Origin of the sequence: Motilimonas sp. 1_MG-2023 (assembly GCF_030547455.1) — a bacterium.
Classification (GTDB): domain Bacteria; phylum Pseudomonadota; class Gammaproteobacteria; order Enterobacterales; family CBDFNC01; genus Motilimonas.
The window spans coordinates 50669-57204 of the sequence record NZ_JAUOPX010000028.1; the positions used below are offsets into that span (position 1 = coordinate 50669).

Below are 6536 nucleotides of genomic sequence, written 5' to 3' on the forward strand. Positions count from 1 at the left end.
TGGGGATACATTTGGCGATAGCCACTAGTTTGGCATTCTCTGGGCTGTTTTCATTTTTTACGGCAAATAAAAACACGTCGGCGCTCTGAACATGCATCTTCAAGTTGATTGGGTATATACTCTTATCCTTGGGCTAAGCAGAATTGAGGGCTTATGGGAATTAGGATATTTTTCAGTATTATTTTTTTGTTATCGAATACTGCGCAATCTGAGTCTTTACGTTTAGTGATGCCGCAATTCCCACCTTATACTAGTGAAGTTGATGGTCAGATTTCTGGTTTAGGGGTAGAGCTGGTGGAAGACGTTTTTACTCGACTAAAAACCGACTATCAATTGCGTACGGTACCTAACTATGCTCGTGCCATTGAAGAGGTAAGGTTAGGCCGAGCCGATGGCTTTTTCTTGGCGTCAGAAAATACCGAGCGCAGCCGTATTGCAGTGTTTAGTGAGCCACTATTGATGAACCACTGGGCTTGGTTTATGCGTAAAGATGACTTACGAGATCCAACCTCTGAAGCGTTTAAACATTCAGGACAAGTGGCGACATTATTAGGCTCTAATACCAACCATTGGCTTTTAATGGAAGGCTATAATGTGTTGACTAAAGCTAATGAGGTTGTTGATTTACCAACCATGCTGCTTGATATGAAACGCATTGATGCCGTATTTTTAGCAGAGAGGGTGTTTACAAATGAGCTTGCTCGGCAGCAATATTCTGTGTCGGATTACCGTCGGCAAGTACAATTAAGTAAACCTTTTGGAATTTACATTGCAAAAAGCTACGTCGCTAAACATCCCCAATTTATGATGCAACTAAATAAACAGATCAAGCTTGTTCAAGATTTAAAATAAATCTCTTTGTCGCGCCGTATTCCTTTAGGGCGCTGGGCCAGTATTCCACTCGTTGCGCTCAATCCTTCAACCCTTAACCTTGAAAGTATAAAGCCCCTCTGATAACTCAAGTTGCCTAGGGTCTGTTGATCTTTCGTGATTGTTTTTGCAGCGAATTGTTGGGTATTTATACAAGGCAGCGCTTTTGTGGTGTAGCTAGCTACACGAAAAGGCGATAACGCAGTAGAAATACCCAACAAACGCTGTCCTACGGATTAGGCTAAAAGCGTTTTGCCCATCGTTGAGCAGTATTTACTTAGAATGCTAAGCTACACACTGCTCGCCTTGCTCAAAACGCTTTTATCTCGAACAAAAATTAACCAGCAAAGATCAACAGACCCTAGGTATCGTTACCACGCTAAGATCTTTGCTTTAGTTTTTTGTCATCATTGGAAGTCACTCTATGCTGCTTAGAGATCAACAGCGTGTTCATCAAGCGGTTAATTACGTATTGGCAAACATTGCGTCGCCTTTGAGCATCGCAGAGGTGGCTAATCACGTCCATCTGTCAGCATTTCATTTTCATCGAGTGTTTAAGAGTATCACTAATGAGCCTTTTAACCAGTTTGTACGCCGAAAACGTCTAGAAAAAGCGTTTCATTCATTATTGCGTTATCACCAGCCTAGTATTACTGAAGTGAGTGAATGTTGTGGTTTTTCATCCCCAGCAAACTTTAGTAAAGCTTTTCAAGCTTATTTTGGCTTTTCTGCGTCTCAGCATCGTAAAGGGGCGCTCGGCATTGATAGCAAGAATGGAAAACTTTTTAGCAAGTACGGAAAAGAGATAAGCCCTGCGCTTTTATACAATGGTTCCCTCTCAGAGCAAGAGAGTGAGCGAGTTAGGGCAAATATCAAACGCATTGAAGTGGTATCACTGCCAGCAACCCATTATGGCGTTATTGCAAACACCCAAGGTTATGCTATTGAAGGGATTATGGATGCTTGGAGCCAAATGCGTGAATGGTTAGCGTTTAATGATATAGCGATTGAGCATGGTAAGACGGCAGGGTTTTGTTTCGACAATGTTTGGCTAACCCCAACTGAGGTTTGTCGTTATGAGTCAGCCTATGCAGTTGCCGATATTAATATGCTCAAGCAAGCAGGCATGTGTGTCAGAACCCAAGCCGAAGGCCGTTATTTGTTGATTGAATATGATGGCAAAATGAGTGAAATGCAGACGTTTTATTTATGGCTGCTGAGCGAGTATTTTCCTCAAACGCGGTTAACAATCACCTATGAATATGTCATTGAGCGCTATCTAGAGATAAATTGTGATCAAGACATAATGAAACTCGAGGTGCTGGTGAAAGTACATTAGTCTCGCCTTAACACGAACTCTGTTGCTCAGTAAGGCCAGTTTTAGCCAACTTCATTGGTATAAATGCAAGGAATGAATGATGAGCAATACCGATTTAACCTTAACCGCAGATGACGATTTGCGACTCAATGTGCCAGAGGCGGCTCTTAGTGAGCCTAATCCGCTGTTAACGGGCGGGATTTCAACGCAATTCATGAAATTGGCAATGCCTATCATTGTCGCGCTATTAATTAACGGTTTATATAGTTTTGTTGATGCGGTGTTTATTACCCGAGGAGTGGACGTAAATGCGATGGCGTCGGTGTCGGCAGTGTTTCCAGTTAACATGTTTGTTATTAGTGTCAGCGCTATGTTAGGTAGTGGTATGGCATCGATTATTTCTAGGCGTCTAGGCAGTGGCGACAAGGAAGGTGCGAGTCAGGTATTTTGCAGTAGCTTGGTTTTTGCCATGAGTTTAGGTTTGCTGTTAAGCGTGCTTATTTACTTACTACGCGAGCCTATTTATACCTTGCTAGCCTTACCTCAGGTACTTTTAGCCGATGCTGATACCTATTTGTTGCCTATATTGCTTGTTACCGTGATTAGCTTCACCTCGGGCACGTTAACCGAGAGTTTTCGTGCTTCGGGCAAACCACTCGATATGATGAAGGTGATGTTATTTGGCTCCGCGCTTAACGTTACCTTTGATGCCTTGTTTATTTTTGGTTTTGGCTGGGGCGTTGCTGGGGCCGCGTGGGCTACCGTGTTGGCAATGCTATTATCATTTGGCCTAGCAGTAAGGCTCCAGTTGTGTGGTAAAGATAGGTTGAAAATCACATCGCAGTATTTACGTTTTGATTTAAGCGTTCATAAGCGCGTGCTCGGTTTAGGTTTCCCTATTTTTCTCTCTCATAGCGGCTTTGCTTTTACTATCGCGGTGACTATTTTTGCGGTGACAAAATACAGTGGCGACCAAGCGAGCTTGCTAATTAGCGCTCATGGTTTGCTGATCCGCAGTTTTATGTTGTTATTTTTACCTTTGTTGGGGATGACAATTGCCCTGCAAACCTTGGCTGGTTTTAACTATGGTGCTGGACTGTGGGGGCGTGTAAAGCAATCTCTTTTAACGGCTATTACGATAGGCACAGTATGGACAACTCTAGTCACTTTGCTGTTAGTGCTGCGACCACAGTGGTTGTTCAGTTTATTCACTTCGGATCTTATTCTTGTTGAGGCCGCTAGTAGCATTTCATCCATTGTTTTTATTGGCTTTTTTAGTGTGGCTGCTGGCATGATGTGCAGCACTATTTTTCAAGCCATGGGCAAAGCGCTGCCGGCGATGTTGTTAGAGTCGGGTCGGACCTATTTACTGCTGTTACCGATGATTTTTGTGGTTGCCACAGATGCTAGGTGTTAACGGTATTTGGTGGGCTTTTCCGCTAACAGATGGGGTGGGGGTTTCGTTAGCAGTATTATTTACTTGGTATTATTTTACTAAGCGTTTACATAGTGTTAAGCCTATATTAAAAGGGGGCTAAGACTTACTGTAGACCTTTTTCCTTTAACTTGCTGGATGTTTAGTGGCCTTAAGGTAATATGTGAGGTTGTTGTATTGACTTAAGTGGGGAAATAATTTGAGTTTGCTAGGCCGTTTCTGTATTAAGTTAAGCTTGATAGCATTATTAATTGGTTCCAGCTTTAGTTTTGCTGCCTCACTAGAGGAGTGGGAAAAGCTGGAAAATAGTTCACTGTCTCCCCACGAAAAAATATCTCATGCGCATTCTCTATTAAAACAGCATACAAACCAGCAGTATCTAGCAGGTCAAGTCAGAGGTTATATTCAACTTGCCAGTTCTTATCTTTCTCTTGAAGAGATGTCCCAGTCTCAAACTTATTTGGATTCCGCCAAGGATTTAAACCAACAACTTAACTCTAGCCATGACAACTTAAGAATTAACAGTTTACAAGCTGCTTTGTTGGCGATGGAAGGACAAATGAAAGAAGCGATGGAGTTAGCCATTGCAAATTTAGCTTTATCGAAAACGTTCGATGATGAGTTGCTACAGGGCGATACTTTGATTAGTTACGCTTACATTATGCAGCTGGAATCGCAATTTGAAGAGGCGATTGAGCGCTTATATGAAGCTCAAGTGATTTTTGAGCGCTTGAACGATAAAGTTCGTATTATGACCACACATAGTTATTTAGCCATAATTTATTCCAAGCTAAAAAATTACCGTAAAGCGATTGAGTATTATGAGCATGCTTCTGAGCTAGCAGAAGAGCTGAAAGACAACTTTAGCTTGTCAATTTTCTATTACAATCTTGGCGCTGCCTTTTCAGGTTTGGAGAATTGGCCACAAACTATTCATTACTTTTCTAAAGCACGAGAGCTTAGTGTTGTGCTTGAGGATAACGTAGGTATTGCTTTATCCACTGCGCAACTAGGGCAGGTAATGATGCGCAATTCACAGTATCAAGACGCGCTGCCCTTATTACTGGAAGCCAATGAAATGTTGTTAGACAGCGGCGCCCTGTATATGCGAATGCGAATAAAATTAAATATAGCCATGTGTTATGCCAAAGCGGGTGAGCATGATGTAGCAAGAGCTTATGTGACCGAAGTTGAATTAATGATGGCCGATGCGGGCTCTGAAGATGATCGATTTCCTTATTTAACATTAGGTGAGCTCTATGCTGAGCTGGGTGATTATCAAAAGTCATCAGAGATTTATTACCGTCATATTGACTATTTATTGGAAGACTTTGAAACAAAGAAAAAACTATCTTTACAACGCCTCGAGGTTGTTTATGACGTACGTTTTGAAAAATCGCGTAACGAATTATTACGCCAAGAAAACAAGTTAAAAGAATCGGAATTAGCTCGCCAAAATCAGTCTCGGCTTATTCTGGCGTTAACATTGGTGCTAGTTTTGGTATTTTTAGGCTTTACCTTTCGTCAAACTCGGATCCAGCGTAGTCAAAAACGTCGCTTTAAGGCGTTAGCATTCAAAGATGATCTGACCAAAATCGCTAATCGTCGCGGTATCCTCGATTTTGCTCGTAACAGTTATAACCAAGCTCAAGTAGATGACACCAAGTTAGCGCTCGCTATTATCGATCTTGATCATTTTAAGCAAGTTAATGATACCTATGGCCATGATGTTGGAGACCAAGTTCTAATTTACTTTGCTAATATGGCTGGCCAATGTTTGCGCCGTTATGAAATGGTGGGGCGTTATGGTGGCGAAGAGTGGTTAGTGGTGTTACCAAAAGCTGAGGTGAAAGATATTCAGCCGTTATTCGATAGATTAGCCAAGTGTTATAAAGAACGAAAACCCAGTGGGTTACCCACAGAACTAAACTTGGGCTTTAGTATGGGCGTTGTAGTCACCCAGTATAGTGATGATGTTACCGTGGAAATGCTGTTAAAAATAGCGGATGAGGCTTTGTACAAAGCTAAAGAGAATGGTCGAGGTCGCTGTGAAGTAACAATATTGCAATAGCAAAAAATGTTTGTTTACTCTATTGAGCACTCAAGACACCGGAGCATGAATGGCTTTATGCTGAATTTAATAGCCGGATTGGTGGCCTATTGTTTGAAAGACAACAAGCCACACCTTAATCTAACTGATGTTGAGCTAAATACATTAGTAGTTGCTTAAGCAGATCTCAGGTTGTATTAGAACGCATTTTTTTGTTCGCATAAACGCAAACTTGAATCACTCTCTTGGCTAAATCTACACCAGCAACTGTCTTCATCATGTTGAACTCCAATTATTTTTCTACTAGCCATTAGAGGCTACGACTTATGAGAAGGGGTCCCATTATCTATCCTGCCAGAGGGGGATATTGCTTTACCTATGGTCCAAGGCACAAAGATTTGAGAGAGCAAATGGCACCTAGAAAGGTAATTAGCATGGGCGATATGATTCAAGCTGTGGCCTTAATATAAGTTGGTTTCATCGTAAAAGCGGTTGGGTTTGACTTTGGTTAAGAACTCAGTAATTTCTTGATCTAGTATTGCAACCACAGCTTGAGGGAGTTGAGCTTTGTTCTTTAGGTAGCCGTGATCTGTTCTCCCCCCTAATTTGTCGGTTAGTTGATAGTATTTGTATATTTTTTCCCAGTTTTCTTGGGTTTTGTTTTTAAGTTTTTCATTGATGAATGCTAAATGAAAGGCGCCTTCGGCATAGCCTAGCTCCATCGCGTGCCTTAACTGTATCTTAGCCTTGTCCATGCCTATGTATTTATGAAAGTTATATATCTTTATCATCGCGGGCGCATAACCTCGCTTTGCGGCAGTGGTTAAATAACCTAGTGCTTGCTCTCTAATCGCAGGGTCTTT

5 protein-coding genes and 1 pseudogene are annotated in these 6536 nt (G+C 41.8%); 5 read left to right on the forward strand and 1 reads right to left on the reverse strand.

The genetic code is table 11. From position 1 onward, the window contains the following. The first annotated feature begins 153 nt into the window (after nt 1–153). The 5 genes and pseudogenes from Q4519_RS14570 to Q4519_RS14595 form a co-directional block, all read left to right on the forward strand. On the forward strand, nt 154–852 hold the full coding sequence (locus tag Q4519_RS14570) for an ABC transporter substrate-binding protein (RefSeq protein ID WP_303513441.1): 699 nt from the start codon (nt 154–156) through the stop codon (nt 850–852). 442 nt (nt 853–1294) lie between these two features. Then, nucleotides 1295–2209 carry an AraC family transcriptional regulator gene (locus Q4519_RS14580; RefSeq protein WP_303513443.1) on the forward strand — a complete coding sequence of 305 codons (915 nt, stop codon included), beginning with the start codon at nt 1295–1297 and terminating at the stop codon, nt 2207–2209. A 79-nt stretch (nt 2210–2288) separates the two neighbouring features. Beyond that, nucleotides 2289–3605, forward strand: a complete 1317-nt coding sequence (locus Q4519_RS14585) for an MATE family efflux transporter (RefSeq protein ID WP_303513446.1) — start codon at nt 2289–2291, stop codon at nt 3603–3605. 217 nt (nt 3606–3822) lie between these two features. After that, the gene (locus Q4519_RS14590) at nt 3823–5694 is read left to right on the forward strand and encodes a diguanylate cyclase (protein ID WP_303513449.1); all 1872 of its coding nucleotides are present in this window, start codon (nt 3823–3825) and stop codon (nt 5692–5694) included. Between the two features lie 21 nt (nt 5695–5715). Beyond that, nucleotides 5716–5853: pseudogene (locus Q4519_RS14595) on the forward strand (IS982 family transposase); the annotation flags it as partial. Nucleotides 5854–6134: 281 nt separating this feature from the next. Here Q4519_RS14595 and Q4519_RS14600 read toward each other — a convergent pair. Beyond that, nucleotides 6135–6536: hypothetical protein (locus Q4519_RS14600; RefSeq protein WP_303513452.1), on the reverse strand; the 402-nt coding region annotated here is incomplete at its 5' end.

Excerpts from the sequence above, each read along its gene's own strand:
- Q4519_RS14570 (WP_303513441.1), top strand. The coding sequence starts at position 154 with ATGGGAATTAGGATATTTTTCAGTATTATTTTTTTGTTATCGAATACT.
- Q4519_RS14580 (WP_303513443.1), top strand. The coding sequence starts at position 1,295 with ATGCTGCTTAGAGATCAACAGCGTGTTCATCAAGCGGTTAATTACGTA.
- Q4519_RS14585 (WP_303513446.1), top strand. The coding sequence starts at position 2,289 with ATGAGCAATACCGATTTAACCTTAACCGCAGATGACGATTTGCGACTC.